Source organism: Citrobacter sp. Cf132, assembly GCF_030333885.1.
In the GTDB taxonomy this organism is placed as follows: Bacteria; Pseudomonadota; Gammaproteobacteria; order Enterobacterales; family Enterobacteriaceae; genus Citrobacter; species Citrobacter freundii.
In genome coordinates, this window is sequence record NZ_JAOWFA010000061.1 from 60,249 (window position 1) to 87,053 (window position 26,805).

Annotated in this window: 28 protein-coding genes; 14 read left to right on the forward strand and 14 right to left on the reverse strand. The window is 52.9% G+C overall.

The genetic code is table 11. From position 1 onward, the window contains the following. Positions 1-4,461 carry a glutamate synthase large subunit gene (gltB, locus tag OGV85_RS17995; RefSeq protein WP_156485361.1) on the reverse strand — a complete coding sequence of 1,487 codons (4,461 nt, stop codon included), beginning with the start codon at positions 4,459-4,461 and terminating at the stop codon, positions 1-3. A gap of 684 nt (positions 4,462-5,145) precedes the next feature. Here gltB and mnmL point away from each other — a divergent pair. The 4 genes from mnmL (at position 5,146) to mtgA (ending at position 10,207) form a co-directional block, all read left to right on the forward strand. Continuing rightward, positions 5,146-6,075 carry a tRNA modification radical SAM protein MnmL/YtqA gene (gene mnmL / locus OGV85_RS18000; protein WP_156485362.1) on the forward strand — a complete coding sequence of 310 codons (930 nt, stop codon included), beginning with the start codon at positions 5,146-5,148 and terminating at the stop codon, positions 6,073-6,075. A 196-nt stretch (positions 6,076-6,271) separates the two neighbouring features. Then, positions 6,272-8,608, forward strand: coding sequence for an aerobic respiration two-component sensor histidine kinase ArcB (gene arcB / locus OGV85_RS18005; protein WP_003844840.1), 2,337 nt, complete (start codon positions 6,272-6,274; stop codon positions 8,606-8,608). A gap of 229 nt (positions 8,609-8,837) precedes the next feature. Further along, a complete protein-coding gene (elbB, locus tag OGV85_RS18010; protein ID WP_003025088.1) occupies positions 8,838-9,491 on the forward strand; it encodes an isoprenoid biosynthesis glyoxalase ElbB in 654 nt (217 codons plus the stop codon). Continuing rightward, positions 9,488-10,207, forward strand: a complete 720-nt coding sequence (gene mtgA, locus OGV85_RS18015) for a monofunctional biosynthetic peptidoglycan transglycosylase (protein WP_003839927.1) — start codon at positions 9,488-9,490, stop codon at positions 10,205-10,207. The genes elbB and mtgA overlap by 4 nt, the downstream gene beginning before the upstream one ends. 130 nt (positions 10,208-10,337) lie before the next feature. Here mtgA and npr read toward each other — a convergent pair whose 3' ends face one another. From npr to OGV85_RS18070, 11 genes are all read right to left on the reverse strand, one after another. Then, positions 10,338-10,610 carry a PTS phosphocarrier protein NPr gene (npr, locus tag OGV85_RS18020; RefSeq protein ID WP_003025086.1) on the reverse strand — a complete coding sequence of 91 codons (273 nt, stop codon included), beginning with the start codon at positions 10,608-10,610 and terminating at the stop codon, positions 10,338-10,340. Then, the gene (rapZ, locus tag OGV85_RS18025; RefSeq protein ID WP_003025085.1) at positions 10,607-11,461 is read right to left on the reverse strand and encodes an RNase adapter RapZ; all 855 of its coding nucleotides are present in this window, start codon (positions 11,459-11,461) and stop codon (positions 10,607-10,609) included. Before rapZ ends, npr begins: the two co-directional genes overlap by 4 nt. A 45-nt stretch (positions 11,462-11,506) precedes the next feature. After that, a complete protein-coding gene (gene ptsN, locus OGV85_RS18030; RefSeq protein ID WP_003025083.1) occupies positions 11,507-11,998 on the reverse strand; it encodes a PTS IIA-like nitrogen regulatory protein PtsN in 492 nt (163 codons plus the stop codon). An 83-nt stretch (positions 11,999-12,081) separates the two neighbouring features. Then, entirely contained in the window at positions 12,082-12,369 is a 288-nt protein-coding gene (gene hpf / locus OGV85_RS18035) for a ribosome hibernation promoting factor (protein WP_003025078.1), read from the reverse strand. Between the two features lie 22 nt (positions 12,370-12,391). Beyond that, a complete protein-coding gene (gene rpoN / locus OGV85_RS18040; RefSeq protein WP_003025074.1) occupies positions 12,392-13,825 on the reverse strand; it encodes an RNA polymerase factor sigma-54 in 1,434 nt (477 codons plus the stop codon). A 46-nt stretch (positions 13,826-13,871) separates the two neighbouring features. Further along, positions 13,872-14,597, reverse strand: coding sequence for an LPS export ABC transporter ATP-binding protein (gene lptB / locus OGV85_RS18045; protein ID WP_003025073.1), 726 nt, complete (start codon positions 14,595-14,597; stop codon positions 13,872-13,874). Between the two features lie 6 nt (positions 14,598-14,603). Continuing rightward, positions 14,604-15,152 carry a lipopolysaccharide ABC transporter substrate-binding protein LptA gene (gene lptA, locus OGV85_RS18050; RefSeq protein ID WP_003025070.1) on the reverse strand — a complete coding sequence of 183 codons (549 nt, stop codon included), beginning with the start codon at positions 15,150-15,152 and terminating at the stop codon, positions 14,604-14,606. Further along, positions 15,121-15,696, reverse strand: coding sequence for an LPS export ABC transporter periplasmic protein LptC (gene lptC, locus OGV85_RS18055; RefSeq protein ID WP_003025068.1), 576 nt, complete (start codon positions 15,694-15,696; stop codon positions 15,121-15,123). Before lptC ends, lptA begins: the two co-directional genes overlap by 32 nt. After that, positions 15,693-16,259, reverse strand: coding sequence for a 3-deoxy-manno-octulosonate-8-phosphatase KdsC (gene kdsC, locus OGV85_RS18060; RefSeq protein ID WP_003025065.1), 567 nt, complete (start codon positions 16,257-16,259; stop codon positions 15,693-15,695). The genes lptC and kdsC overlap by 4 nt, the downstream gene beginning before the upstream one ends. Before the next feature lie 20 nt (positions 16,260-16,279). Continuing rightward, positions 16,280-17,266 carry an arabinose-5-phosphate isomerase KdsD gene (kdsD, locus tag OGV85_RS18065; protein ID WP_003025063.1) on the reverse strand — a complete coding sequence of 329 codons (987 nt, stop codon included), beginning with the start codon at positions 17,264-17,266 and terminating at the stop codon, positions 16,280-16,282. A 13-nt stretch (positions 17,267-17,279) separates the two neighbouring features. Continuing rightward, on the reverse strand, positions 17,280-18,257 hold the full coding sequence (locus tag OGV85_RS18070) for a calcium/sodium antiporter (protein WP_003839941.1): 978 nt from the start codon (positions 18,255-18,257) through the stop codon (positions 17,280-17,282). A 215-nt stretch (positions 18,258-18,472) separates the two neighbouring features. Between OGV85_RS18070 and mlaF the strand changes: the two genes are divergently transcribed. From mlaF to murA, 7 genes are all read left to right on the forward strand, one after another. Further along, complete coding sequence (mlaF, locus tag OGV85_RS18075; protein WP_003025057.1) at positions 18,473-19,273, forward strand: phospholipid ABC transporter ATP-binding protein MlaF; 801 nt, start codon at positions 18,473-18,475, stop codon at positions 19,271-19,273. 19 nt (positions 19,274-19,292) lie between these two features. After that, complete coding sequence (mlaE, locus tag OGV85_RS18080) at positions 19,293-20,075, forward strand: lipid asymmetry maintenance ABC transporter permease subunit MlaE (protein ID WP_003025053.1); 783 nt, start codon at positions 19,293-19,295, stop codon at positions 20,073-20,075. Between the two features lie 4 nt (positions 20,076-20,079). After that, positions 20,080-20,637 (forward strand): outer membrane lipid asymmetry maintenance protein MlaD, encoded by a 558-nt coding sequence (gene mlaD / locus OGV85_RS18085; protein ID WP_003025050.1) that lies wholly within the window; start codon positions 20,080-20,082, stop codon positions 20,635-20,637. A gap of 18 nt (positions 20,638-20,655) precedes the next feature. Next, the gene (gene mlaC, locus OGV85_RS18090) at positions 20,656-21,291 is read left to right on the forward strand and encodes a phospholipid-binding protein MlaC (RefSeq protein ID WP_003025047.1); all 636 of its coding nucleotides are present in this window, start codon (positions 20,656-20,658) and stop codon (positions 21,289-21,291) included. Next, positions 21,291-21,584 (forward strand): lipid asymmetry maintenance protein MlaB, encoded by a 294-nt coding sequence (mlaB, locus tag OGV85_RS18095; RefSeq protein ID WP_003025045.1) that lies wholly within the window; start codon positions 21,291-21,293, stop codon positions 21,582-21,584. Before mlaC ends, mlaB begins: the two co-directional genes overlap by 1 nt. 169 nt (positions 21,585-21,753) lie before the next feature. Further along, the gene (gene ibaG / locus OGV85_RS18100) at positions 21,754-22,008 is read left to right on the forward strand and encodes a BolA family iron metabolism protein IbaG (RefSeq protein WP_003025040.1); all 255 of its coding nucleotides are present in this window, start codon (positions 21,754-21,756) and stop codon (positions 22,006-22,008) included. Between the two features lie 53 nt (positions 22,009-22,061). Beyond that, positions 22,062-23,321, forward strand: coding sequence for a UDP-N-acetylglucosamine 1-carboxyvinyltransferase (gene murA / locus OGV85_RS18105; RefSeq protein WP_003025037.1), 1,260 nt, complete (start codon positions 22,062-22,064; stop codon positions 23,319-23,321). 56 nt (positions 23,322-23,377) lie between these two features. Here the strand turns inward: murA and sfsB are convergent, their stop codons facing one another. Continuing rightward, on the reverse strand, positions 23,378-23,662 hold the full coding sequence (gene sfsB, locus OGV85_RS18110) for a DNA-binding transcriptional regulator SfsB (protein ID WP_003025035.1): 285 nt from the start codon (positions 23,660-23,662) through the stop codon (positions 23,378-23,380). Between the two features lie 223 nt (positions 23,663-23,885). Continuing rightward, positions 23,886-24,857: an octaprenyl diphosphate synthase gene (gene ispB / locus OGV85_RS18115; RefSeq protein WP_003025033.1), complete on the reverse strand. Its 972-nt coding sequence runs from the start codon at positions 24,855-24,857 to the stop codon at positions 23,886-23,888. 258 nt (positions 24,858-25,115) lie between these two features. Here ispB and rplU point away from each other — a divergent pair, with 258 nt between their 5' ends. The 3 genes from rplU to OGV85_RS18130 all read left to right on the forward strand — a co-directional run bounded on the left by rplU (position 25,116) and on the right by OGV85_RS18130 (position 26,797). Beyond that, the gene (gene rplU, locus OGV85_RS18120) at positions 25,116-25,427 is read left to right on the forward strand and encodes a 50S ribosomal protein L21 (RefSeq protein WP_003025032.1); all 312 of its coding nucleotides are present in this window, start codon (positions 25,116-25,118) and stop codon (positions 25,425-25,427) included. Positions 25,428-25,446: 19 nt separating this feature from the next. Next, positions 25,447-25,704, forward strand: coding sequence for a 50S ribosomal protein L27 (gene rpmA, locus OGV85_RS18125; RefSeq protein ID WP_003025030.1), 258 nt, complete (start codon positions 25,447-25,449; stop codon positions 25,702-25,704). 127 nt (positions 25,705-25,831) lie between these two features. Further along, on the forward strand, positions 25,832-26,797 hold the full coding sequence (locus OGV85_RS18130; protein WP_003025028.1) for a DMT family transporter: 966 nt from the start codon (positions 25,832-25,834) through the stop codon (positions 26,795-26,797). Positions 26,798-26,805: the final 8 nt, after the last annotated feature.

The following is a 26,805-nucleotide window of genomic DNA, read 5'->3' on the forward strand; positions in this document are numbered from 1 at the left end:
TTACTGCGCCTGCACACGCAGCTCTGCTGCGCTACGACTACGGTGACCCAACAGTGCTTTCACATCACTGGATTTTGGTTTTACCAGCGCGAATTTCGCCGAGAATGCTGGCCAGTTCGCCAGGATCTCTTCGCCGTGAGAAGAGCCGGTATGCTGTACGTGCTCGGTAATCAGGCCACGCAGGTGCTCTTCGTGGATCGCCAGCGAGTCCACGCTCAGCACTTCGACCAGTTCCGGGTTTACGCGTTTGCGGAATTCACCGTCTTCGTCGAGCACGTAGGCGAATCCGCCGGTCATGCCCGCGCCGAAGTTAACGCCGGTTTTGCCGAGAATACAGACGATGCCGCCGGTCATGTATTCACAGCCGTTGTCGCCAATACCTTCAACCACGGTGATTGCGCCAGAGTTACGCACTGCAAAGCGCTCACCCGCACGACCCGCAGCAAACAGGCGACCACCGGTGGCGCCATACAGGCAGGTGTTACCGATGATGCTCGCCTCATGGCTACGGAAAGCAGAGCCAACCGGAGGACGTACCGCCAGCAGGCCGCCCGCCATGCCTTTACCGACATAGTCGTTGGCATCGCCGGTCAGATACAACTCCACGCCGCCCGCGTTCCACACGCCAAAGCTCTGGCCTGCGGTACCGCTGAAGTGCGCTTTGATCGGGTCAGACGCCAGCCCCTGATCGCCATGCGTCTGAGCGATATAGCCCGACAGCGATGCGCCGACGGAACGGTCGGTGTTGCGGATATCGAACCAGAAGGTTTTGCTCTGGCGCTCGTCGACGAACGGCTTCGCCTGCTGTAACAACTGGGCGTTCAGCACGCCATTATCAAACGGCGGGTTGTTCTCGGTGCAATGCAGCGCTTTACCAGGATGCGGTTCGGCTGTTTCCAGCAGACGAGACAGCTCCAGCTTTTGCTGCTTGGCGGTAAACCCTTCCAGCTCTTTGAGCAGGTCGGTGCGACCAATCAGATCCACCAGGCGGGTAACGCCCAGCGAGGCCATCAGTTCGCGCACTTCACGGGCGATAAACTCAAAGTAGTTGGTCACTTTGAACGGTAGGCCGTGATAGTGGTTCTTACGCAGTTTCTCATCCTGAGTTGCAACACCGGTTGCGCAGTTGTTCAGGTGGCAAATACGCAGATATTTACAGCCCAGCGCCACCATCGGGCCGGTACCGAAGCCAAAGCTTTCTGCACCCAGAATTGCCGCTTTAATGATATCGACGCCGGTTTTCAGACCGCCATCGACCTGCAGACGAATCTTGTGACGCAGACCGTTAGCCACCAGCGCCTGCTGGGTTTCCACCAGGCCTAGTTCCCACGGGCAGCCCGCATATTTCACTGATGAGAGCGGGCTTGCGCCTGTGCCGCCATCGTAGCCAGCAATGGTGATCAGATCCGCATAGGCTTTCGCTACGCCAGTGGCGATGGTACCAACGCCTGGTTCGGAAACCAGCTTCACCGAGATCATCGCCTTCGGGTTGACCTGTTTCAGGTCGAAAATCAGCTGCGCTAAATCCTCGATAGAGTAGATATCGTGGTGCGGCGGCGGGGAGATCAGCGTCACGCCCGGCACTGAATAACGCAGTTTGGCGATGTACGGGGTGACTTTATCACCCGGTAACTGACCACCTTCGCCAGGTTTCGCGCCCTGAGCGACTTTAATCTGAATGACATCGGCATTGACCAGGTATGCCGGGGTTACGCCAAAGCGACCGGAAGCAACCTGCTTAATGCGTGACACTTTATTGGTGCCATAGCGCGCCGGGTCTTCGCCGCCTTCACCGGAGTTCGAGTTGCCGCCGATGCTGTTCATGGCTTCGGCCAGCGCTTCGTGTGCTTCCGGGCTTAATGCGCCGATAGACATGGCGGCGGTATCAAAGCGTTTAAACAGTTCGGTCGCGGGTTCTACTTCGCTAATGCTTACGGCTTCATCGCCAGGCGTAATCGCCAGCAGATCGCGCAGCGTGGCCGCCGGACGCTCATTAACCAGCTTGGCGTATTCCTGATAGTCGCTGTACTCGCCGCTTTGTACCGCCTGCTGCAGAGTGCGTACCACGTCCGGGTTGTAGGCGTGGTATTCGCCGCCATGGACGTACTTCAGCAAACCGCCCTGGCTGATAGGTTTACGCGCCAGCCATGCATGTTTGGAGAGGTTCAGCAGATCCTGCTGGAAGTCGGTAAACCCTGCACCGCTAATACGGCTGACCACGCCCTGGAAGCACAACGCAACCACATCATCGTGCAGACCAACGGCTTCAAACAGCTTCGAGCAGCGGTAGGAGGCAATGGTCGAGATGCCCATCTTGGACATGATTTTGTACAGACCTTTGTTGATGCCGTTACGGTAGTTCAGCATCACGGTTCGGTAATCTTTGGCAATCGCCTGAGTGTCGATCAGACGTCCCAATGTTTCATACGCGAGATACGGATAGATTGCCGTCGCGCCAAAACCGAGCAGGACGGCAAAATGGTGCGGATCGCGGGCACTGGCGGTTTCAACGATGATGTTGGCGTCGCAGCGCAGGCTTTGTTCTACCAGACGCGTTTGCACTGCGCCCACGGCCATCGGCGCCGGAACCGGCAGACGATTTTTGGCGATGTTGCGGTCAGAGAGTACCAGCAGCACCGTGCCGTTGCGCACCATCTGTTCCGCCTTATCGCACAATGCTTTGACGGTCTCTTCGAGCGTAGTTTCGGTCGCGTCGAAGGTGATATCCAGACGGTCAGCGCGATAATGCTCCTCTTTCATGGTGGTAAGCTGGGTGAAATCGGAGTACAGCAGGATCGGCGATTTAAAGCTCAGGCGGTGTGCCTGACCTTCAGCTTCGCAGAAGACGTTCATCTCACGACCGATGCTGGTGGCCAGCGACATGACGTGCGCTTCACGCAGCGGGTCGATCGGCGGGTTGGTGACCTGCGCGAACTGCTGGCGGAAGTAGTCATAAATGATGCGCGGCTGGCTGGAGAGTACGGCAAACGGGGTATCATCACCCATTGAACCGACCGCTTCCTGGCCATTTTCGCCGAGCACGCGGATCACGGAATCCAGCTCTTCAGCGCTGTAGTTAAACTGTTTCTGATAGCTGGCGAGGGTGTCATCGTCGAGTTCACGGCTGCCTACCTGATCGTCAGCCAGGTCTTCGAACGGCACCAGACGGCGGACGTTTTTCTCCATCCATTCTTTGTATGGGTGACGGCTTTTCAGGTCATCATCGGTTTCGGCGGAGTGGAGAATGCGCCCGCTGCGAGTATCGATAACCATCAGCTCGCCAGGGCCGACGCGGCCTTTCTCTACCACTTCATCCGGCTGATAATCCCAGATCCCGACTTCAGAGGCGCAGGTAATCAGCTTGTCTTTGGTGATGACGTAGCGTGCCGGACGCAAGCCGTTACGGTCAAGGTTACAGGCGGCAAAGCGGCCGTCGGACATGACGATGCCCGCTGGGCCGTCCCACGGTTCCATGTGCATGGAGTTAAAGTCAAAGAACGCGCGCAGCTCCGGATCCATATCCGGGTTGTTCTGCCATGCCGGGGGAACCAGTAAGCGCATGGCACGGATGATGTCCATCCCGCCTGCCAGCAGCAGTTCCAGCATGTTGTCCATCGAACTGGAGTCTGAGCCGGTTTCGTTAACAAACGGCGCGGCGTCGTGCAGATCCGGGATCAACGGGGTCTGGAACTTATAGGTACGGGCGCGCGCCCATTGGCGGTTGCCGGTGATGGTGTTGATTTCACCGTTGTGCGCCAGATAGCGGAACGGCTGCGCCAGCGGCCAGCGCGGTACGGTGTTGGTGGAGAAGCGCTGGTGGAACAGGCAGATGGCCGATTCCAGACGCAGGTCTGCCAGGTCCAGGTAGAAGCGCGGCAGATCCGCCGGCATACACAGACCTTTATAGATATTGACCAGGTTCGACAAGCTACAGACGTAGAAATCTTTGTCTTGCAGGAGGCGTTTTTCGATACGACGACGCGCGATGAACAGGCGACGCTCCACATCACGCGGACGCCAGCCCGCAGGGGCGTTAACAAAAATTTGCTCGATACGAGGCAGGGAGGAGAGCGCAATTTCACCGAGAACACCTTCGTTGGTCGGCACGTCGCGCCAGCCGACAATCGACAGGGTCTCCTGCTGTAATTCTTCTTCAACAATGCGACGAGAAGCCGCAGCCAGCTCAGGGTCTTTATTTAAAAAGATCATGCCGACGGCGTAGTTTTTGGCTAAACGCCAGCCGCGCTCTTGCGCCACGATGCGGAAAAAGCGGTCAGGTTTTTGTAACAGCAGGCCGCAACCATCGCCGGTTTTTCCATCGGCAAGAATTGCGCCACGGTGCTGCATACGGGCCAGTGCGTGTATGGCGGTACGCACTACCTTGTGGCTAGGTTCGCCTTCTATGTGGGCGATCAGGCCGAAACCACAGTTATCCCTCTCAAGGGATTTATCGTACAACATATCAGTGAACCTCCCCAGGCTCTGAGGGATTCCCATCTGGACCGTTGCGCACGGGCACACCAAGAGCATGGCGACGGGGTTTGCGTGTCATACGCTTACCTCGCATTCGCCCTCTTTATCCTTTTCGCACAGGTCAAACAAGTTTGAGGACTTGCTTCAGAGGGAATCTCAATTACTGCATAAATATGATGAGCAGACTGCTCATCCAGAAAGCTTCCAGCGGATTTCCAAGTTATCGGGAATCCACACACAGGTCAAATGGCAATCTTATTTATGCAAAAATGTGCTATAGGGCGATTAACTTTATGAAAATATTGAAATAAAAGGATTTTTTACATTGATTTAACCTAAGAGGAATCCCCCTGGAAGTGTGATCTGTCTCACTGTAAGAAAGGCTGGATATCCCTCGTCCTCCCTTTATTTATCGAGATGACTGGCATTTTATGCTGGTTTTTGGAGTTCAGGCGTCTTAAAGATACTGTTTTTACGCTCAGAGTATAAGAAGATAAAAAAAACCGCTGAATATAAGGAAAAGTAATTAGATTTTGAGTGAATGAAATTTCAATTATTTTGATTTGTTATGCAATAAATAAAGGCTCGCCAGGGCGATTGATCCAGGTCATCGCCGACTGGGGCAAAAAATGGCAGGCTTTGGCCTCTTTTCAAGGCGCGGTCTACCAGATTATGCAGTTACAGAAATTAGTCAATATGTTTGGTGGGGATCTTTCTCGCCGTTATGGGCAAAAGGTTCATAAACTCACGCTGCACGGCGGCTTTAGCTGTCCAAATCGTGATGGCACCATCGGACGTGGCGGATGTACTTTCTGTAATGTCGCCTCGTTTGCCGATGAAACTCAGCAGCATCATTCCATTGCCGAGCAGCTTGAGCATCAGGCGCAGTTGGTCAATCGCGCCAGACGCTATCTGGCCTATTTCCAGGCCTATACCAGCACCTTTGCTGAAGTACAGGTGCTGCGTTCGATGTATCAGCAGGCGGTCAGCCAGGCCAGTATCGTCGGGTTATGCGTTGGGACGCGCCCCGACTGCGTGCCGGATGCGGTACTCGATCTGCTTTGCGAGTATAAAGACCTGGGTTATGAGGTATGGCTGGAACTTGGTCTGCAAACCGTACATGACAAAACCCTGCACCGTATTAACCGCGGTCATGATTTTGCCTGCTACCAGAACACCACGCGGCTGGCGCGTGAACGCGGGCTGAAAGTATGTTCGCACCTGATTGTCGGTCTGCCGGGAGAAGGGCAGGCAGAATGCCTGCAAACCATGGAACGTGTGGTGGAGACGGGTGTCGACGGTATTAAGCTGCATCCGCTGCATATTGTGAAAGGCAGTACGATGGCGAAAGCCTGGGAAGCTGGGCGGCTGAACGGAATTGAACTGGACGATTATACGGTTACCGCCGGGGAGATGATCCGCCATACGCCGCCAGAGGTGATTTATCATCGCATTTCCGCCAGCGCGCGTCGCCCAACGCTGTTAGCACCGCTATGGTGTGAAAATCGCTGGACTGGGATGGTTGAACTGGATAAGTACCTTAACGAGCACGGCGTGCAAGGCTCGGCGCTGGGTACGCCATGGGTGCAGCCGGGGATCTAACCCTCCGTAGGCCGGATAAGGCAAAGCCGACATCCGGCAATCTGCGCCTGCTTGCCTGATGGCGCTTAGCTTATCAGGCCTACGATTAACCTCTCTACGGTCATTTCACTGATAACCTCCGCATTTCTTGCACATTCTCAAACGTCACGCCAAGAATTGAGTATTATTGTGCCAAGTTGTCGTGAAGGAACCCTCTATGAAGCAAATCCGTATGCTGGCGCAATATTACGTCGACCTAATGATGAAGTTGGGTCTGGTGCGCTTTTCGCTGCTATTAGCGCTGGCTCTGGTCGTGTTGGCAATTGTGGTGCAGATGGCTGTCACCATGGTTCTGCATGGCCAGGTAGAAAGCATTGATGTTATCCGTTCTATCTTTTTTGGTCTGTTAATTACCCCTTGGGCTGTCTATTTCCTGTCAGTGGTGGTGGAACAACTGGAAGAGTCCCGGCAACGCCTGTCACGACTGGTACAAAAGCTGGAAGAGATGCGCGAGCGCGATCTCAAGCTCAATGTGCAATTGAAAGATAATATAGCCCAGCTCAATCAGGAAATTGTTGAGCGCGAAAAAGCCGAAGCGGAGCGCCAGGAAACGTTCGAGCAACTGAAGGTTGAAATCAAAGAGCGCGAAGAAGCGCAGATCCAGCTCGAGCAACAGTCTTCCTTTTTACGCTCTTTCCTTGATGCCTCGCCGGATCTGGTTTTTTATCGCAATGAAGATAAAGAATTTTCCGGCTGTAACCGTGCCATGGAACTGCTGACTGGCAAAAGCGAAAAGCAGCTGGTGAACTTAAAACCGGCTGACGTTTACTCTCCTGAAGCGGCTGAAAAGGTAATTGAAACCGACGAGAAGGTATTCCGTCATAACGTCTCACTCACCTACGAACAGTGGCTGGACTACCCGGACGGGCGCAAAGCCTGCTTTGAAATTCGTAAAGTGCCGTACTATGACCGCGTAGGTAAGCGACATGGCCTGATGGGCTTTGGGCGCGATATTACCGAGCGTAAGCGCTATCAGGACGCGCTTGAACGTGCCAGCCGTGATAAGACCACCTTCATTTCCACCATCAGCCACGAGCTGCGCACTCCGCTTAACGGCATTGTCGGCTTAAGCCGAATCCTGTTGGATACAGACCTGACCGCTGAGCAGGAAAAATACCTGAAAACCATCCATGTCTCTGCCGTGACGCTGGGGAATATTTTCAACGATATCATAGATATGGATAAGATGGAGCGACGTAAAGTCCAGCTCGATAACCAGCCTGTTGATTTCACCAGCTTTATGGCGGATCTGGAAAACCTTTCTGGCCTGCAGGCGCAGCAAAAAGGGCTGCGTTTTGTACTTGAGCCAACGTTACCGCTACCGCATAAGGTCATTACCGACGGCACGCGTTTGCGCCAGATTCTGTGGAATCTGATCAGCAACGCCGTGAAGTTCACTCAGCAGGGACAGGTGACCGTGCGGGCGCGCTATGACCAGGGCGATATGCTGCATTTCGAGGTTGAAGATTCTGGGATCGGCATTCCGCAGGATGAGCAGGATAAAATCTTCGCCATGTATTATCAGGTGAAGGACAGCAACGGCGGTAAACCGGCCACAGGAACCGGGATTGGTTTGGCCGTGTCGAAGCGTCTGGCGAAAAATATGGGCGGCGATATTACGGTTTCCAGCCAGGCAGGTAAAGGCTCCATCTTTACGCTGACCGTACATGCGCCTGCGGTAGCGGAAGAGATTGAAGACGCCTTTGAAGACGATGACATGCCGCTGCCAGCCCTGAATGTGCTGCTGGTGGAAGACATTGAACTAAACGTTATTGTTGCGCGTTCCGTGCTGGAAAAATTAGGCAACAGCGTGGATGTCGCGATGACCGGGAAAGCCGCGCTGGAAATGTTTAAGCCGGGTGAATATGACCTGGTGCTGCTGGATATTCAGCTACCGGATATGACCGGTCTGGATATCTCGCGGGAGCTCACGCAAAAATACGCTCGTGAGGACCTTCCGCCGCTGGTTGCACTCACCGCCAACGTACTGAAAGATAAAAAAGAGTATTTGGACGCGGGAATGGATGACGTGCTGAGTAAGCCGCTGTCGGTTCCGGCGCTAACCGCCATGATCAAAAAATACTGGGATACCAGAAACGAAGAGGAGAGCACTGTGACATCTGAAGAAAGCAGTAAATCGCAAGCGCTGTTAGATATTCCTATGTTGGAACAATACCTCGAGCTGGTGGGACCGAAGTTAATTACCGACGGGCTGGCGGTGTTTGAGAAGATGATGCCGGGATATTTGAGCGTGCTGGAGTCAAACTTGACCGCACGGGATAAAAAAGGCGTGGTTGAGGAAGGTCATAAAATTAAAGGCGCAGCAGGTTCAGTGGGGCTGCGTCACCTGCAACAGTTAGGTCAGCAAATCCAGTCGCCGGACCTTCCCGCCTGGGAAGATAACGTTGCTGAATGGATTGAAGAGATGAAGCAGGAGTGGCAGCACGACGTGGCGGTATTAAAAGCCTGGGTGGCGAGCGTGGAAAAAAAATGACCCCGGCTTGACCGGGGTGCGCGAATACTGCGCCAACACCAGGGAAATCGTGGCTGCGCCGTAAATTATTATCATTGTTTACAAGGGCGCAGCCCTAATTTTCAGGCCGCACGCAGTTAAGATAGCAAATCTTAAATAATTTGTTACATGAATCAGTTAAATGTGTGAAGCGTAGCATTTAAATCATAATAACTAATATGTTTCAGCCAGTTGAGAAAGGAGTATCACGATGAAAAAAGTGGGTGTAGTGCTCAGCGGATGCGGCGTGTATGACGGTGCAGAGATCCATGAAACTGTTCTCACGCTTCTGGCCATTGCCCGCAACGGCGCTCAGGCCGTCTGCTTTGCTCCGGATAAACAGCAAGCGGATGTGATTAATCATCTGACCGGCGAGCCGATGCTGGAAACGCGTAATGTACTGATTGAAGCCGCACGTATAACACGCGGTGAAATTCGCCCGCTCGCTCAGGCAGTCTCAACGGAACTGGATGCGTTGATCGTGCCGGGTGGGTTTGGTGCGGCCAAAAATCTGAGCAATTTTGCCAGTCAGGGCAGCGAATGCCGGGTTGACAGCGATTTAGCCGCGCTGGCGGTGGCTATGCATCAGGCGGGTAAGCCGCTGGGATTTATGTGCATTGCGCCCGCTATGTTACCTAAAATTTTTGATTTCCCGTTGCGTCTGACTATCGGTACTGATATCGATACGGCAGAGGTGCTGGAAGAGATGGGCGCTGAGCATGTGCCTTGTCCGGTTGATGACATTGTCGTCGATGAGGACAACAAAATTGTCACCACGCCCGCCTATATGCTGGCGCAGGATATCGCTCAGGCTGCGAGTGGTATCGATAAACTGGTATCGCGTGTGCTGGTGCTGGCTGAATGAGAACAGGAGTTACCGCCTTTCTGCGACGTATCTTTCTGCGGGCGGTCATTGTCCTCGGCGTATTCTGGGGCGGGGGCATCGCACTTTTCAGCGTGATGCCTGTGCCTTTCTCGGCGGTGATGGTTGAACGGCAACTGGGCGCATGGCTGTCCGGTGATTTTGGTTATGTGGCGCACTCAGACTGGGTGAGCATGGACGAGATTTCACCTTGGATGGGACTGGCCGTCATTGCCGCGGAGGACCAGAAGTTTCCCGAGCACTGGGGATTCGATGTCTCCGCCATAGAGAAAGCGCTGGCGCACAATGAACGCAATGAAAACCGTATTCGCGGAGCGTCGACGTTATCGCAACAGACGGCGAAAAACCTCTTTCTGTGGGATGGACGTAGCTGGGTACGTAAAGGTCTTGAAGCCGGGCTAACGCTGGGTATGGAAACCGTCTGGAGCAAGAAACGTATTCTGACCGTTTACCTGAATATCGCTGAGTTTGGCGATGGGATTTTTGGTGTGGAGGCGGCGGCGCAGCGCTATTTCCATAAACCTGCCAGTCGGTTGAGTCTGTCTGAAGCGGCCTTGCTGGCGGCGGTATTACCCAATCCTTTGCGTTTTAAAGCGAATGCGCCTTCTGGTTATGTGCGTAGCCGTCAGGCGTGGATCATGCGTCAAATGCGCCAGTTAGGCGGTGAGTCGTTTATGCGGGAAAATAAGCTATATTAATTGCTGCTGTCGCTGTTTTTGTAGGCCTGATTTAAGTGCAGCGCATCAGACACAATACGACACAATGGCATTGCCGGATACGGCGTAAACGCCTTATCCGACCTACTGGCTACGTGTTAAAACTACTTGATTAATCTTCATCAAAACCTGAATTAAACAGGGCAACCACTGCGGCAAGGGCTTCAACTTCCTGCGGACCCGTGGCTTCAACTTCTATCTGACGCCCTTTGGCTGAATCCAGCATCAGCAGAGCGATAACGCTGTTGGCCTCGGCTTCCGTTCCTTCATCATTACGCAGCAAAACTTCTGCTTCGAAACCCTGCATCAATTCAAACAGTTTCATAGCTGGACGGGCATGCATGCCCAGCTTATTAGTGATTTCAACGGTTTGCTTCACGGTCATGATTTACGTTTTTCCAGCGTACGATGGCGTGACTGCACGTTTTTACCGCGTGAGCGGAAGTAGTCTGCCAGCTGCTCTGCAATATACACCGAACGGTGCTTCCCGCCGGTACAACCGATGGCTACGGTGAGGTAGCTGCGGTTGTTGGTCTCCAGCATGGGTAACCATAGCTCAAGATAGCTGCGCGTCTGGTAGATAAAATTGTGTACTTCTGTGTGCCTGTCGAGGAACGCGGCGACGGGGCGGTCAAGACCGGTCATTGGGCGCAGCTTCGGATCCCAGTGCGGGTTAGGCAGGAAGCGCACGTCAAAGACGTAATCCGCATCAATCGGGATACCGTGTTTGAAACCAAAGGATTCGAAAACCATCGTCAATTCACGTTCACGTTTGCCCAACAGTCGGGTACGCAACATTTCCGCCAGTTCGTGCACGGACATTTCGGAGGTATCAACGATCAGGTCAGCGCGAGAGCGCAAAGGCTCAAGCAAATCGCTTTCCTTATCGATAGCGCTTTCCAGAGACAAGTTCTTGCTGGAGAGTGGGTGCAGGCGACGCGTGTCACTGTAGCGACGAATCAGCGTGTTACGGTCAGCATCAAGGAACAGCAGTTGTGGTGAGAAACCTTCAGGCAGATTGTTCATGGCCTGCTCGAAAATCTCCGGGGACTCAGGCATGTTGCGCACATCAATGCTGACGGCCGCAGAAATCTGGCGATCGGCCAGAGTACGAGCCAGATCGGGCAACAGCACTACGGGAAGGTTATCCACGCAGTAAAAACCCATATCTTCCAGCGCACGCAGAGCGACAGATTTACCTGACCCTGAACGGCCGCTGACGATCATCAGTACCATGTACTGTTTCTCCTCACAACGACAAAAAAGGATGCCATTGGGTTGTTATGCTTCATCCTGTCCACCTTCGGTGTCCGTGATGATTTGATACAACTCCTGGTCACTCTGTGCGGCGCGCAGACGACGACAGATGGTTTTATCCGCCAGACGTTTTGCGACCAGTGACAACGTATGCAAATGCGTCTTGGTTTGGTCCGCCGGAACCAGCAGGGCGAACAACAGATCGACTGGCTGATTATCAATAGCGTCGAAGGCGATAGGCGTTTCAAGTTGCACAAACACACCAACCGCGCGCATCGTGTCTTCTTCCAGCTTTCCATGCGGGATAGCAATACCATTACCGATGCCGGTACTGCCCATTTTTTCACGCGTCAGAATGGCCTCAAATACCACCTGAGAAGGCAAGCTGAGCTGTTTTGCCGCCAGTTCACTGATGATTTCCAGTGCGCGTTTCTTGCTTTGGCAGTGAACGCCTGCGCGTGTACATTCCTGGTTAAGAACAGTGCTCAGTTGTAGAGTCGTATCGTTATTTGTCATAATTTCACCTAAGCGCTAACTGTACAAATGGCCCGTTGTGCTACACAACAGGCCGTCCTGCACCCGCTAACTGCCCGGACAAGTTAGTGCTGTTTCAGTTTATCTTTATGTTTTGTTAACTGCCGAGCCAGTTTATCAATTAAACCGTCAATGGCGGCGTACATATCCTGACCTTCCGCGCTGGCATGAATTTCGCCACCGTTCACATGCAGCGTTGCATCCGAGATATGTGTAACCTTCTCCACTTTCAACACAATATAGACCTGATTAATCCGGTCGAAATATTGTTCAAGCTTGGCAAATTTTGTATTAACAAAATCGCGCAGGGCCTCAGTGATTTCGACGTTGTTTCCAGTGATGTTGAGCTGCATAGTGTCTTCCTTATCGGTTGGGTCAGACCAGCTGTTTGCGCTGGTTAGACGGCGGAATGGATAAAGACTCTCGGTACTTCGCAACGGTGCGGCGTGCCACCATGATACCCTGTTCTGACAGCATAGAGGTTAACTTGCTGTCACTCAGTGGTTTCGCGGGGTTTTCCGCAGCAATTAATTTCTTCACCAGCGCACGGATCGCCGTGGATGAGGCTTCGCCTCCACCTTCAGTGTTAACGTGACTGGAAAAGAAATACTTCAATTCAAAAATGCCGCGCGGACTGTGCAGATACTTTTGCGTGGTCACACGGGAAATGGTCGATTCGTGCATCTCGACGGCTTGGGCGATATCCGCCAGCACCATCGGTTTCATAAACTCTTCGCCTTGCTCAAAGAAGGCTTGCTGTTGTTCAACGATGCAACGGCTTACGCGCAGCAGTGTATCATTGCGGCTTTCCAGGCTTTTAATCAGCCACTTCGCATCCTGTAGATTGCTACGGATAAACTGACTGTCGGCATCGTTGCGCGCGCTATTGCACATAGCGGCGTAGTGCTGGTTAATCTGCAGTCGTGGGATGCTGTCGCTGTTGAGTTCGACCACCCAGCGATCGTTATGCTTACGCACCAGCACATCCGGAATAACGTATTCTGGTTCGCCAGTCTGGATCGACTGCCCAGGCCTTGGATCCAGTGACTGAATAAGATTGACGGCTTCTTTTAGCACGTCTTCTTTCAGTCGGGTCACGCGCATCAGCGTGCGGAAGTCATGGTTGGCTAACAGATCGAGATGATCGCTGATGATCAGACGCGCTTCTTCCAGCCACGGTGTGGCTTTATCAAACTGCGAAAGTTGGATCAGTAAGCAGTCGCGGAGATCTTTAGCGGCCACGCCTACGGGATCAAAGCGCTGAACGCGTTTAAGCACGGCTTCGATTTCGTCCATACCGACGTCGTCATCGCCCATGCTTTCGAGAATATCGTCCAGGGTCACGGTGAGATAACCGGTTTCGTCTACCGCATCCACAATGGATGTCGCAATGGCGCGATCGGTATCCGAGAACGGGGTCAGTTCCACTTGCCACATCAGGTAATCCTGTAGTGATTGCGTGGTCTCACCCTGATACACAGGCAGCTCGTCGTCGATGTAATCTCCGCTGGTGCCCGAAGGCGTCCCGGCGGTGTAAATTTCATCCCAACTGGCGTCAAGCGGCAGCTCCTCAGGCATCTCTTTTTGTTCGAGAGCATCGGCGGTGTCGAGGGTTTCGCTGTCCTGTTTTTCCTGGGTATCAATTTCGTCGTGAAGATCGGTTTGCTCGAGCAGTGGGTTACTTTCCAGCGCTTGCTGAAGTTCTTGCTGAAGTTCCAGCGTGGACAGCTGCAACAGACGGATAGCCTGTTGTAGCTGAGGCGTCATCGCCAGTTGTTGGCTAAGCCTGAGTTGCAAACCTTGCTTCATGTTCAGAGTTGTTTTCTCCTGCGGTGACGTGAAGTCTTCTACCCTATCAGAGTCTGAAGTCTTCCCCAAGGTATACGCGCTTAACGTGCTCATCCTGCAGTATTTCTGTTGGCGTGCCGTGCGCGATCAGGTGCCCCTGACTCACGATATAGGCGCGCTCACACACAGCCAGCGTTTCGCGGACGTTATGGTCGGTAATCAGCACGCCAAGGCCGCTGTCGCGCAGGTGTTCGATGATCCGTTTGATATCAATAACGGAAATCGGGTCAACACCGGCAAACGGTTCATCCAGCAGGATAAATTTCGGATTAGCGGCCAGTGCGCGGGCGATCTCCACGCGGCGTCGTTCACCACCGGAGAGCGACTGCCCCATACTGTCACGCAGGTGCTCGATGTGGAATTCTTCCATCAGCTCGTTGGCGCGATCTTCCCGCTGCTCGCTGGTCAGATCGTCACGAATTTGCAGTACCGCCATCAGGTTATCAAACACGCTCAGGCGACGGAAAATCGATGCTTCCTGCGGTAAGTAGCCGATGCCGCGACGCGCGCGCGCATGCAGAGGCAGCAGGCTGATGTCTTCGTCATCAATGATAATGTTACCCGCATCGCGCGGGACAATGCCGACCACCATGTAAAAGGTTGTTGTCTTGCCTGCACCGTTAGGACCGAGCAGACCGACGATCTCCCCGGAGTTGACGGTCAGACTGACATCTTCCACCACACGACGGCCTTTATAGGCTTTTGCAAGGTTCTTTGCAGTTAATGTTGCCATAACGAATCAGTTACCTTTTTTCTCTGCCGGAGCCTTGTTTTTGTCCTGCAACTGCGACGGAACCAGAACGGTGGTGACGCGTTTGCCTTTATCGCTGAAGGCCTGCATTTTCTGCTCTTTTACCAGATAGGTGATCTTATCGCCCGTGATGTTGCTATCGAGCTGTTCCAGATACGCCTTGCCGGTTAGCACGACAAAGTCTTTCGCCAGTTCATAGTGCATCTGCGAGGCGCGGCCTTTAACCGGTTTACCGTTGTCCTGCATCTGGTAAAACGTCGCTGGATTGCCATAGCCGTCAATCACTTCTTTGCCGTCTTCGCCGCCAGGACGGGTCACGACGACTTTATCGGCGTTAATTTTGATGGTGCCCTGAGTCACAATCACGTTGCCAGTAAACGTTACCACGTTGCCCTGCATATCCAGGGACTGCTGGTCCGACTCAATGTGAATCGGCTGCTCGGTATCGCCGGTGACGGCAAATGCCGGAATGCTGGCGGCCAGAAGTGAGCTGGCAAGTACAAGATTAAGGCTGAGTTTGTTTGTTTTGGATTTCATATGAGGTTCTAACCTTTTCAATCAGCTCGGCGTTCTTGCTGCGTAAGTTGCCGCGCATCTTCAGTCCGCTGGAGTTAAATGTTGTGCCATACAACGTCACCAGATCATCGGAAGTGACATCTTGTGTCACCAGGTTAATCTGCGCGTTATCGGTCGTAATTCTGCGTAGTTGAGAGTCAGGCACCAGGGCGTTAACCTCAACATGGCCGTACAGATACAGCATCCGATCGTTGGTCAATTTGGCTTTATCGGCCTTGATCGTCCAGGTCGGTACTTTATCCTTATCAAATGTGGTTAATACTGGTTGAGTAAACCACGAAACCGCTTGTTCCGAATAATATTCAACGTGTTGTGCGATCAAGTGATAGCTCAGCGCGCCTTCCGGACTATACACGACGGTATCAGTATGTTCGCTCTTATAGGTTGGCTCGTTGTTATTGACGACGACCTGAGCGGTGTCCTCTTTGTCTGCCAGATTAATACCAATCATCACAAGGACAGCCAGCGACAGTAGAATGATAACCCAACGTCTGGTTTTGCTCATATCGATTGCCCTTTGGCCTCGTCCAGTTTGCCCTGCGCCAGGAGTAATAAATCGCAGACTTCACGCACAGCGCCACGTCCCCCATTAATACGGGTGACATAATCGGCCCGCGGGATCAGCAAAGGGTGGGCATCTGCCACCGCGACGCTCAATCCCACTTGTGCCATCACCGGCCAGTCGATCAGGTCATCGCCAACGTAGGCGACATTCTCCGGCGCGATCGCCAGTTTGCTAAGGAGATCGCCAAAAGCAACCAGTTTGTCTGACTGCCCCTGATACAGGTGGGTGATCCCCAAAGTGGCACAGCGATCTTCTACAAGTTTAGCCTTTCGTCCGGTAATAATGGCAACCTCAATACCGGAAGTGAGCGCACAGCGAATTCCGTAACCATCGCGGACGTTAAAAGCCTTCAGCTCTTCACCGTTGTTGCCCATATAAATCAGACCATCAGACAGTACGCCATCCACATCCAGGATCAGCAAACGGATGTTTTCTGCCCGGGTGATAACGTCTGCGCTGACGGGTCCATAACAGGTCGCAAGCGACGCACCTGCTTTACTCATTTTCGTTATCCTTGAGTTTCTTACACTACACCTGCACGTAGCAGATCATGCATATGTAACACACCGAGTAACTGGTCGCCATCAGCAACCATTACCGAGGTGATATGGCGGGACTGCATTAAGTTCAGGGCATCGACGGCAAGAATACCCGGACGCACGCGAATGCCTCCAGGGGTCATCACATCGGCAATGCCTAACTGGCGTACATCAACGCCCATATCGAAGACACGACGTAAATCACCATCGGTGAAAATACCGTCAATCTTCATGGCATCATCGCAAATGACGGTCATGCCGAGATTTTTACGCGTGATCTCAATTAAGGCGTCACGCAGGCTGGCGTTTTTGGTTACATGCGGGATCTCGTCGCCCGTATGCATAATATCGTTAACGCGCAGTAAAAGCTTACGGCCCAGTGCGCCACCGGGATGAGACAATGCAAAATCTTCCGCGGTAAAGCCGCGCGCTTTTAATAATGCCACCGCAAGGGCATCGCCCATCACCAGTGTTGCTGTCGTGCTGCTGGTCGGCGCCAGGCCTAACGGACAAGCTTCCTTGGGCACTTTAACACACAGATGCACATCTGCTGCACGCGCCATACTGCTTTCCGGACGACCGGTCATGCAGATAAGCGGTACATGAAGACGTTTTAATACCGGGATCAGCGCCGCTATCTCATTGGATTCACCGGAGTTAGAGATGGCGATGACCACATCCTGCGGCGAGACCATACCCAGATCGCCATGTGCGGCTTCGCCTGGGTGTACAAAAAATGAGGGGGTGCCGGTGCTGGCAAATGTGGCTGCCATTTTCCGCCCGATATGGCCGGATTTCCCCATTCCCATCACCACGACTTTGCCCGGGCAACTGAATATTTTCTCGCATGCCAGGGTAAAATTTTGGTTGATGTACTGATCAAGCTCCGCCAGGCCTTCACGTTCAATTGCCAGGACTTCCTTGCCTGCTTGCTGAAAGTCAAAACCCGGTTGCAACTCTAAGTGCGACATAATGCGTTTCCAGTTATCCAACGAGAAGTGGCGATAACCAATACAGCATCGCCAGCCATATGATAAAACCGCCGGTCAGCAGCGCGCCCGCGCCGCGACCAATCTGGCGCGGACGTCGCCAGCAGAGTAATGCAAAAATAACGCTCACCAGCAGCATGACGCTGTAGTCCCGGACGAAGGCCATCGGATTGACTTCGCCCGGCGTAATCAACGCCGGTAGCCCGAGGACGATAACAATATTAAAAATGTTCGCGCCGATAATGTTACCGACGGCAATATCGTTTTCACCTTTACGCAGACCCGCAATCGCCGTTGCCAGTTCCGGCAGGCTGGTACCAATGGCGACCACCGTCAACCCGATGGTGAGTTCGCTCATGGCGAAATAGTTCGCCAGTACGGTAGCGTTATCTACCACCATACGCGTAGCCATAGGCATAATAATCAGCGCAATACCCAACCACAAAAATGCGACGGGTAACCCGCCTTCGCGCGGCAGCTCAGCTATCTGCTCGCGTGTCAGGCTGTCATTGCCTTGTCGCTCGGCCAGACGAGCGATTTTAACAATGAATAGCAGCCATAGCACGGCCAGGAGCAGAAGAAAGAAACCGTCGCTGCGGCTCAACTGCCCGTCATACAGGACGGATGCAGCTAAAATACTTACCAGCAACATTAGCGGTAATTCACGACGCAGAACATCAGAATGCACGGTAAAAGGATGAATCAGCGCCGACAGGCCTAAAATAAGCAGAATGTTGGTGATGTTAGAACCTATGGCGGTCCCGACAGCCAGATCGAGTTGCCCATTCATCGATGCGGCAACGGATACAATGATCTCGGGTAACGACGTACCAATGCTGACCACGGTCATTCCGATGATAATGGGTGGAATACCGACGTTTCGACATAAAATGGATGCGGCAAATACCAGACGGTCGGCACCGTAGACCACCAGAAGTAAACCAATTATTAACAGCGCCGTCGCTAAAAGCATCTAAAGTCCTTTCTTCAGGTATACTCGCCGGTCCTCTTGAAGGATCTTCTGGAAGCCGTAACGAAGTCTTAATTTTGACTTTATGCGGCTAAAAAGTAAAACAAATGCCAGCTTTCGCTAACCAGGACAGGCAATAATCTGTAAATATGTTGAGTTCAGGGCTAAATTGAGCGCCAAACTCTTCGATCAACAAGGCAATAGTAAAGGATGAATCAATGGGGCAGTCTGTGGCGAATCTAGTCGATATGCGCGATGTCAGCTTTTCCCGGGGCGACCGCTGCATCTTTGATAATATTTCCCTGACGGTACCGCGCGGTAAGGTGACGGCAATCATGGGGCCATCAGGCATCGGCAAAACGACGCTGTTGCGTCTGATTGGCGGACAGATCTCACCGGATAAGGGCGAGATTCTGTTTGACGGTGAGAACGTCCCGGCCATGTCCCGTTCGCGTTTATTTACCGTGCGTAAGCGCATGAGTATGCTGTTTCAGTCAGGTGCGCTATTTACCGACATGAATGTGTTTGACAACGTTGCGTACCCTCTGCGCGAGCATACGACGTTGCCAGCGCCGTTGCTGAAGAGCACGGTGATGATGAAGCTCGAGGCGGTCGGCCTGCGGGGTGCGGCCAAATTAATGCCTTCTGAATTATCCGGTGGGATGGCGCGCCGCGCTGCGTTAGCGCGTGCTATCGCGCTGGAGCCTGACCTCATTATGTTTGATGAGCCGTTCGTCGGTCAGGATCCCATCACCATGGGCGTGCTGGTGAAGTTGATTTCAGAACTGAACAGCGCGCTGGGTGTCACCTGTGTGGTGGTATCCCATGATGTGCCTGAAGTACTGAGTATTGCGGATTACGCCTATATAATGGCGGACAAAAAAATAGTGGCCTACGGTAGTGCTCAGGCGCTACAAGAAAATGCCGATCCGCGCGTACGCCAGTTCCTTGACGGCATTGCCGATGGACCGGTTCCGTTCCGTTACCCGGCGGGTGACTACCATATCGATTTACTCTAAACAGGGAGTTAAGCCACCCATGTTGTTAAATGCGCTGGCATCACTCGGACACCGAGGAATAAAAACCCTCAGGACGTTCGGGCGAGCCGGATTAATGTTGTTCAATGCGGTTGTCGGCAAACCGGAGTTTCGCAAACATGCGCCGCTGCTGATACGCCAGCTTTATAATGTCGGTGTCTTATCGATGCTGATCATTATTGTGTCAGGCGTATTCATCGGTATGGTGTTGGGATTGCAGGGATACCTGGTGCTGACGACCTACAGTGCGGAAACCAGCCTCGGTATGCTGGTGGCGCTGTCATTGTTACGTGAGCTGGGGCCGGTTGTTGCGGCACTGCTGTTTGCCGGGCGGGCCGGATCGGCCTTAACTGCAGAGATTGGTCTGATGAGAGCGACCGAGCAGCTTTCCAGCCTGGAAATGATGGCCGTCGATCCACTGCGCCGAGTGATCTCTCCGCGTTTTTGGGCCGGTGTCATTTCATTGCCGCTGCTAACGATTATATTTGTCGCCGTGGGGATCTGGGGTGGTTCACTGGTTGGCGTAAGCTGGAAGGGTATTGATGCGGGCTTTTTCTGGTCGGCTATGCAAAATGCCGTCGACTGGCGTCTGGACCTGGTCAACTGTCTGATTAAGAGCGTGGTGTTCGCCATTACGGTCACCTGGATTGCATTGTTCAATGGTTATGATGCGATCCCGACCTCTGCCGGGATTAGCCGGGCAACGACACGCACCGTTGTGCACGCCTCTCTTGCCGTTCTGGGGCTGGATTTTGTGCTGACCGCACTGATGTTTGGGAATTGAGTTCATGCAAACGAAAAAAAATGAAATTTGGGTCGGGTTATTCCTGCTGGTTGCGCTGCTGGCTGCGCTGTTTGTCTGCCTGAAGGCGGCGAACGTTACCTCAATGCGTACTGAACCGACTTACACGATTTATGCGACCTTTGATAATATCGGCGGCCTGAGAGAGCGTTCTCCGGTGCGGATTGGCGGGGTGGTAGTTGGACGCGTATCGGACATCTCGTTAGATCCGAAAACGTACCTGCCGCGCGTGACGCTGGAAATCGAATCGCGTTTTAACCATATTCCTGACACCAGTTCTCTGAGCATCCGTACTTCCGGTCTGCTGGGCGAACAGTATCTGGCATTGAACGTGGGTTTTGAAGATCCTGAGCTGGGAACGTCTATCCTCAAAGATGGCGGTACGATTCAGGACACGAAATCCGCGATGGTGCTGGAAGATATGATTGGTCAGTTCCTTTACAACAGCAACAGCAAAGGTGATGACAATAAGAATTCTGGCGATGCGCCAGCCGCAACTGAAGGCAATAATGAAGCCACTACGCCTGCGGGCGCAACGAAATAATATCAGGAGAATCGACGTATGTTTAAACGATTGATGATGGTGGCTATGCTGGTGATTGCTCCACTTAGCGCGGCAACCGCAGCAGACCAGACTAACCCGTACAAACTGATGGATGAGGCGGCGCAAAAGACCTTTGACCGTCTGAAAAACGAGCAACCAAAAATCCGTTCCAACCCCGATTACCTGCGTCAGGTCGTCGATCAGGAACTGCTGCCTTATGTGCAGGTTAAGTATGCCGGTGCGCTGGTGCTGGGTCGTTACTACAAAGATGCGACTCCTGCCCAACGTGAAGCCTATTTTGCTGCATTCCGTGAATATCTGAAGCAGGCTTACGGCCAGGCACTGGCGATGTACCACGGCCAGACCTATCAGATTGCCCCTGAGCAGCCGTTGGGTGATGCGACCATCGTACCTATCCGCGTAACCATCATCGATCCAAACGGTCGTCCTCCGGTACGTCTGGATTTCCAGTGGCGTAAAAACTCCCAGACCGGTAACTGGCAGGCGTATGACATGATCGCCGAAGGCGTAAGTATGATCACCACCAAACAAAATGAGTGGAGCGACCTGCTGCGTACCAAAGGTATTGATGGCCTGACGGCACAGCTGAAATCTATTTCTCAGCAGAAAATCACGCTGGAAGAGAAAAAATAATGACGCAGTCACTCACCTGGACGCGCGAAGGCGACAAGCTGGTGCTGGTGGGAGAGCTGGATCAGGACGTGTTAAATCCCTTATGGGATGCGCGAATTGAGGCGATGAAAGGGGTATCCTGCATCGATCTGAACCAGGTATCCCGGGTAGATACCGGCGGTCTGGCGTTACTGTTGCATCTGATTAATCAAGGCAAGCAGCAGGGAAACAGCGTTTCGCTCACTGGTGTTAACGATAAAGTGTACACGCTGGCGCAGCTTTACAATCTGCCTGACGACGTCCTTCCGCGTTAATTTTTCCAGGCCGGATAAGGTCTTGTGCCGCTATCCGGCAAAACCCCTGAGGGGGATCTGCCACTAAAGCCTTGTCTGATTTATCAGCGAGGCTTTTTGCTTATTTATGACAGCGCCACTTTGCTCTAAGATGTTGGGCTGTTTTCACTATCTGACGAATGAAGAGCCCATGGAAAATAATGAAATTCAGAGCGTGCTGATGAATGCACTCTCCCTCCAGGAAGTCCACGTTTCTGGCGACGGCAGTCACTTTCAGGTTATTGCCGTGGGTGAGATGTTTGAAGGCATGAGCCGGGTCAAGAAGCAGCAATCGGTCTATGGCCCGTTGATGGAGTACATTGCGGACAACCGCATTCATGCCGTGTCGATTAAGGCGTTTACCCCAGCGGAATGGGCGCGCGATCGCAAACTTAACGGTTTTTGAGCTACGGGTGATGCGCCGGTAGCGAAGATAAATTCTTAACAGAGAACAGAATAATGGATAAATTTCGTGTTCAGGGGCCAACCAAGCTCCAGGGCGAAGTCACAATTTCAGGCGCTAAAAACGCCGCACTGCCGATCCTGTTTGCGGCGCTGCTGGCTGAAGAACCTGTAGAGATCCAAAACGTCCCGAAACTGAAGGACGTTGACACATCAATGAAGCTGTTGAGCCAGCTGGGTGCGAAAGTTGAGCGTAATGGTTCCGTGCACATTGATGCGCGTGATGTGAACGTCTTCTGTGCGCCGTACGATCTGGTGAAAACCATGCGTGCATCCATTTGGGCGCTCGGGCCGCTGGTTGCTCGCTTTGGTCAGGGCCAGGTTTCACTGCCGGGCGGCTGCACCATCGGCGCGCGTCCGGTTGACCTGCACATTACCGGTCTGGAGCAGTTAGGCGCGACTATCAAGCTGGAAGAAGGCTATGTGAAAGCGTCCGTTGATGGCCGTCTGAAAGGCTCGCATATTGTCATGGACAAAGTGAGCGTCGGTGCGACTGTCACCATCATGTGTGCAGCAACGCTTGCCGAAGGCACCACCATTATCGAAAACGCCGCGCGCGAGCCGGAGATTGTGGATACCGCGAACTTCCTGATTGCGCTGGGCGCGAAGATCACTGGCCAGGGCACCGATCGTATTACGATCGAAGGCGTTGAGCGTCTCGGCGGCGGTGTGTATCGCGTTCTGCCAGACCGCATCGAAACCGGTACCTTCCTGGTGGCGGCGGCAATTTCTCGTGGCAAAATTATCTGCCGTAATGCACAGCCGGACACGCTGGATGCTGTTCTGGCGAAGCTGCGTGATGCGGGTGCGGATATTGAAGTGGGTGATGACTGGATCAGCCTTGATATGCACGGCAAACGTCCGAAAGCGGTCAATGTGCGTACTGCGCCGCATCCGGCGTTCCCTACCGATATGCAGGCCCAGTTCACGCTGCTGAACCTGGTAGCAGAAGGGACCGGCTTCATCACGGAAACCGTGTTTGAGAACCGCTTTATGCACGTGCCTGAGCTGAGCCGTATGGGCGCTCACGCAGAAATCGAAAGCAATACCGTGATTTGCCACGGCGTGGAAACACTCTCAGGCGCACAGGTTATGGCGACCGATCTGCGCGCATCTGCAAGTTTAGTGCTGGCAGGTTGTATTGCTGAAGGTACAACAGTGGTCGATCGTATTTATCACATCGATCGCGGCTATGAGCGCATCGAAGATAAACTGCGTGCGCTGGGCGCAAACATTGAGCGCGTGAAAGGCGAGTAATCGTCAACGTCTCTTGTAACCCCCAGTTCAGTTGGCCGGGGGTTACAGCTCAATGTTCATTCCGGATTCTTTTTCTCTCTGCGACTCCTCATCATCCGCGTTCTGTCGATGAACTCATGCGTTTTGGCATCGTGATAGCGTGACGGCCAAATCACCCAGGGATCAGTTCCCAGTGCCCGGGCGATAATCAACTCACCTTTTGGCCATGGTCTCGTTAACGCATTTGCCAGCGTTGATGAACTCAATCCATTTTTACGTGATTCAGCGGCCATTGAGGTCCCTTTCTTGCGCAGTCCGGCGATGATGTCGGCCGGATGCCAGTCAATCAGCTTGCTTTCCATAAATTCATCTCTCCTTTGGTTAACGACTTACGGTTCCACGATCGGTTGTGGCGACACTATAACGCCCGAAGAACGAATGTTCTAAAATGTTCATGTAAAGTGTGTGTATATTCAGAATATGCCAAGGTTATGCGTGATTATCCGGAGGGGAGTAGGGAGGATTACTAGAACTTATAAAAAAATCCCGTGCAGAGCACGGGATGAGGGAGGATGCTGTAGGGAATTAACGGTCGCGCTGTACGGCGATATGTGCCAGACCAATCAGCGCTTCTCTCCACGGCGTATCAGGCAGCACCTGCAACGCAGCGATGGCCTTATCTGCCTCTTCTTCTGCACGTTGGCGCGTCCACTCCAGGGAACCACAGGCGTTCATCGCTTCCAGAACCGGCTCCAGAAGGTGACGACCATTACCTTGCTCAATGGCCTGGCGGATCATTTGCGCTTGTTCTGGAGTACCGTGGCGCATGGCATGCAGCAGCGGCAGCGTAGGTTTACCCTCGTTGAGGTCATCACCGACGTTTTTACCCAGCTGCTCGCCATCTGCGCTGTAATCCAGCAAATCGTCAATTAACTGGAAAGCTGTGCCGAGATAACGGCCATAATCCTGCAACCCTTTTTCTTGTTCTTCGCTACAGCCAGCCAGAATGCCTGAACATTGGGCTGCCGCTTCAAACAACCGCGCCGTCTTACTGTAGATGACGCGCATATAGTTTTCTTCGGTGATGTCTGGGTCGTTGACGTTCATCAGCTGCAAGACTTCACCTTCGGCGATGACGTTGACTGCTTTCGACATGACTTCCAGCACTTTCAACGAGCCAAGGCTGGTCATCATCTGAAATGCGCGGGTATAGATAAAATCGCCAACCAGCACGCTGGCCGCATTACCAAACGCCGCATTTGCCGTAGCTTTCCCACGGCGCATGTCTGACTCATCCACAACATCATCGTGCAGCAGGGTCGCTGTGTGGATAAACTCGATGAGGGCCGCGATCGTAACGTGCGCATTTTCCTGGTAACCAACGGCCCGCGCTGCGAGGACGGCGATCATTGGGCGAATGCGTTTTCCGCCGCCGCTAACGATGTAGTACCCCAGTTGATTGATCAACTGAACGTCAGAATTGAGCTGTTCAAGGATTGTCGCATTGACCCCCGCCATATCTTGCGCGGTTAACTCATTGATTTTTTCTAAATTCATCGCAAAAGCCGGGCTTCTCGCCCCGATTACCTTACTGTGTGAGAAGGTAACGTCGGGTTTAGGGTTATAAATATATGCTGATTGTACTGAAAAAACGCCGTAGATAAACGTTACCGTACGTGTTGTGTTTTTTTTCTTCATGTATTGACGGTAGCACTTGTCAAAGGCTCGCGTTTTGCGTAATATTCGCGCCCTATTGTGAATATTTATAGCGCACTCTGAATCATCAAAAAGGTGTGCGCGGAAGCGGAGTTTTTTATGTACGCGGTTTTCCAAAGTGGTGGTAAACAACACCGAGTAAGCGAAGGTCAGACCGTTCGCCTGGAAAAGCTGGACATCGCAACTGGCGAATCTGTTGAATTCGCAGAAGTTCTGATGATCGCAAACGGTGAAGAAGTCAAAATCGGCGTTCCTTTCGTTGATGGCGGCGTTATCAAAGCTGAAGTTGTTGCTCACGGTCGTGGCGAGAAAGTTAAAATTGTTAAGTTTCGTCGTCGTAAACACTACCGTAAGCAGCAGGGCCATCGTCAGTGGTTCACTGATGTGAAAATCACTGGCATCAGCGCTTAAGTTAAGGGGAGCAGATTAAATGGCACATAAAAAGGCTGGCGGCTCGACTCGTAACGGTCGCGATTCAGAAGCTAAACGTCTGGGCGTAAAACGCTTCGGCGGTGAAACAGTTCTGGCTGGTAGCATCATCGTTCGTCAACGTGGTACTAAATTCCACGCTGGCTCCAACGTTGGTTGCGGCAAAGACCACACTCTGTTTGCTAAAGCAGACGGTAAAGTGAAATTTGAAGTGAAAGGCCCGAAAAACCGTAAATTCATCAGCATCGTTGCTGAATAAGTTTTTCGCGTCCCGGTAACGGATAAAAGCCCCGCAACACGTTGCGGGGCTTTTTACATTCGACGGCCGGTAAATACGCTCGTCACGCCGTGACAACCCGGAAACGAGCCCTTGCAGGGAATACGGCATGAAGCAACAGGCAGGCATTGGTATTCTGTTAGCACTCACAACGGCAGTATGTTGGGGGGCTTTGCCAATAGCAATGAAGCAAGTGCTGGAGGTGATGGAGCCTCCTACCGTGGTGTTCTACCGTTTTTTAATGGCAAGCATTGGCCTTGGCGCTATTCTTGCGGTTAAAAAAAAGCTCCCTCCGTTGCGTATTTTTCGCAAAGCGCGTTGGCTGGTGTTGCTGGCTATCGCAACCGGTGGGCTGTTCGGTAACTTCATTCTGTTTAGTTCATCCTTGCAGTATTTGAGCCCAACGGCTTCGCAGGTTATCGGTCAGCTGTCACCGGTTGGTATGATGATCGCCAGCGTCTTTATCCTGAAAGAAAAGATGCGCGGCACGCAGGTGATTGGCGCCATTATGCTTCTGAGCGGCCTGGTCCTGTTTTTTAATACCAGTCTGATCGAAATTTTTACCCGACTCACCGATTACACCTGGGGCGTTATCTTTGGTGTCGGTGCGGCGATGGTTTGGGTGAGCTATGGGGTCGCGCAAAAGGTGTTATTGCGCCGCCTGGCATCACCGCAGATCCTGTTTTTACTGTACACTTTATGTACGATTGCGTTGTTGCCGCTGGCTAAACCCGGTGTCATCACGCAGCTCAGCGACTGGCAGCTGGCATGCCTGGTATTCTGCGGCCTGAATACGCTGGTAGGATACGGCGCTCTTGCGGAAGCGATGGCGCGTTGGCAGGCGGCGCAGGTGAGCGCTATTATCACGCTCACACCGCTGTTTACGTTGTTATTTTCAGATTTATTATCACTGGCCTGGCCCGATTTCTTCGCCAGACCGATGCTAAACCTATTAGGTTATCTCGGTGCGTTTATCGTGGTTGCGGGCGCGATGTATTCCGCCATTGGTCATCGAATTTGGGGCGGTTTACGTAAGCATGAAACGGTGGTTTCGCAACCCCGCTCAGGCGAATGATTTACGGA

Bases quoted from the DNA above. Each gene is read 5' to 3' on its own strand.
- gltB (WP_156485361.1), bottom strand. From the start codon at position 4,461: ATGTTGTACGATAAATCCCTTGAGAGGGATAACTGTGGTTTCGGCCTG.
- mnmL (WP_156485362.1), top strand. From the start codon at position 5,146: ATGCAGTTACAGAAATTAGTCAATATGTTTGGTGGGGATCTTTCTCGC.
- arcB (WP_003844840.1), top strand. From the start codon at position 6,272: ATGAAGCAAATCCGTATGCTGGCGCAATATTACGTCGACCTAATGATG.
- elbB (WP_003025088.1), top strand. From the start codon at position 8,838: ATGAAAAAAGTGGGTGTAGTGCTCAGCGGATGCGGCGTGTATGACGGT.
- mtgA (WP_003839927.1), top strand. From the start codon at position 9,488: ATGAGAACAGGAGTTACCGCCTTTCTGCGACGTATCTTTCTGCGGGCG.
- npr (WP_003025086.1), bottom strand. From the start codon at position 10,610: ATGACCGTGAAGCAAACCGTTGAAATCACTAATAAGCTGGGCATGCAT.
- rapZ (WP_003025085.1), bottom strand. From the start codon at position 11,461: ATGGTACTGATGATCGTCAGCGGCCGTTCAGGGTCAGGTAAATCTGTC.
- ptsN (WP_003025083.1), bottom strand. From the start codon at position 11,998: ATGACAAATAACGATACGACTCTACAACTGAGCACTGTTCTTAACCAG.
- hpf (WP_003025078.1), bottom strand. From the start codon at position 12,369: ATGCAGCTCAACATCACTGGAAACAACGTCGAAATCACTGAGGCCCTG.
- rpoN (WP_003025074.1), bottom strand. From the start codon at position 13,825: ATGAAGCAAGGTTTGCAACTCAGGCTTAGCCAACAACTGGCGATGACG.
- lptB (WP_003025073.1), bottom strand. From the start codon at position 14,597: ATGGCAACATTAACTGCAAAGAACCTTGCAAAAGCCTATAAAGGCCGT.
- lptA (WP_003025070.1), bottom strand. From the start codon at position 15,152: ATGAAATCCAAAACAAACAAACTCAGCCTTAATCTTGTACTTGCCAGC.
- lptC (WP_003025068.1), bottom strand. From the start codon at position 15,696: ATGAGCAAAACCAGACGTTGGGTTATCATTCTACTGTCGCTGGCTGTC.
- kdsC (WP_003025065.1), bottom strand. From the start codon at position 16,259: ATGAGTAAAGCAGGTGCGTCGCTTGCGACCTGTTATGGACCCGTCAGC.
- kdsD (WP_003025063.1), bottom strand. From the start codon at position 17,266: ATGTCGCACTTAGAGTTGCAACCGGGTTTTGACTTTCAGCAAGCAGGC.
- OGV85_RS18070 (WP_003839941.1), bottom strand. From the start codon at position 18,257: ATGCTTTTAGCGACGGCGCTGTTAATAATTGGTTTACTTCTGGTGGTC.
- mlaF (WP_003025057.1), top strand. From the start codon at position 18,473: ATGGGGCAGTCTGTGGCGAATCTAGTCGATATGCGCGATGTCAGCTTT.
- mlaE (WP_003025053.1), top strand. From the start codon at position 19,293: ATGTTGTTAAATGCGCTGGCATCACTCGGACACCGAGGAATAAAAACC.
- mlaD (WP_003025050.1), top strand. From the start codon at position 20,080: ATGCAAACGAAAAAAAATGAAATTTGGGTCGGGTTATTCCTGCTGGTT.
- mlaC (WP_003025047.1), top strand. From the start codon at position 20,656: ATGTTTAAACGATTGATGATGGTGGCTATGCTGGTGATTGCTCCACTT.
- mlaB (WP_003025045.1), top strand. From the start codon at position 21,291: ATGACGCAGTCACTCACCTGGACGCGCGAAGGCGACAAGCTGGTGCTG.
- ibaG (WP_003025040.1), top strand. From the start codon at position 21,754: ATGGAAAATAATGAAATTCAGAGCGTGCTGATGAATGCACTCTCCCTC.
- murA (WP_003025037.1), top strand. From the start codon at position 22,062: ATGGATAAATTTCGTGTTCAGGGGCCAACCAAGCTCCAGGGCGAAGTC.
- sfsB (WP_003025035.1), bottom strand. From the start codon at position 23,662: ATGGAAAGCAAGCTGATTGACTGGCATCCGGCCGACATCATCGCCGGA.
- ispB (WP_003025033.1), bottom strand. From the start codon at position 24,857: ATGAATTTAGAAAAAATCAATGAGTTAACCGCGCAAGATATGGCGGGG.
- rplU (WP_003025032.1), top strand. From the start codon at position 25,116: ATGTACGCGGTTTTCCAAAGTGGTGGTAAACAACACCGAGTAAGCGAA.
- rpmA (WP_003025030.1), top strand. From the start codon at position 25,447: ATGGCACATAAAAAGGCTGGCGGCTCGACTCGTAACGGTCGCGATTCA.
- OGV85_RS18130 (WP_003025028.1), top strand. From the start codon at position 25,832: ATGAAGCAACAGGCAGGCATTGGTATTCTGTTAGCACTCACAACGGCA.